At 36.5% G+C, this 230-nt stretch carries 1 protein-coding gene; it reads left to right on the forward strand.

Annotated features, from left to right (window positions below; all coding sequences use genetic code 11):
* A partial coding sequence (locus ON058_RS11085; protein ID WP_274669121.1) for a hypothetical protein occupies window positions 1–230 on the forward strand: 230 nt, incomplete at both ends.

Genomic DNA, 230 nt, shown 5'->3' on the forward strand with positions numbered 1-230 from the left:
CACTTTCTACACCTGAAGCTATATTTAAACAGCCTATTCGGCTTATGGGACGAAGATTTTCACCCATTGTTGAGGAGTTGGTGCGAGATAGCTCAATAGTTGTCAGTAGCAACAATAACAATGCTGTAAAAAATATTTCACAGGAGTTGCCTGCTACTAGTAAATTAGACAAACGGTATGATACAGATTCTTTATATTTCTCTGAAGTCATAAGTGGAGTTTTTGATAGT

It is taken from the genome of Demequina sp. B12, from assembly GCF_028823635.1.
Classification (GTDB): domain Bacteria; phylum Actinomycetota; class Actinomycetes; order Actinomycetales; family Demequinaceae; genus Demequina.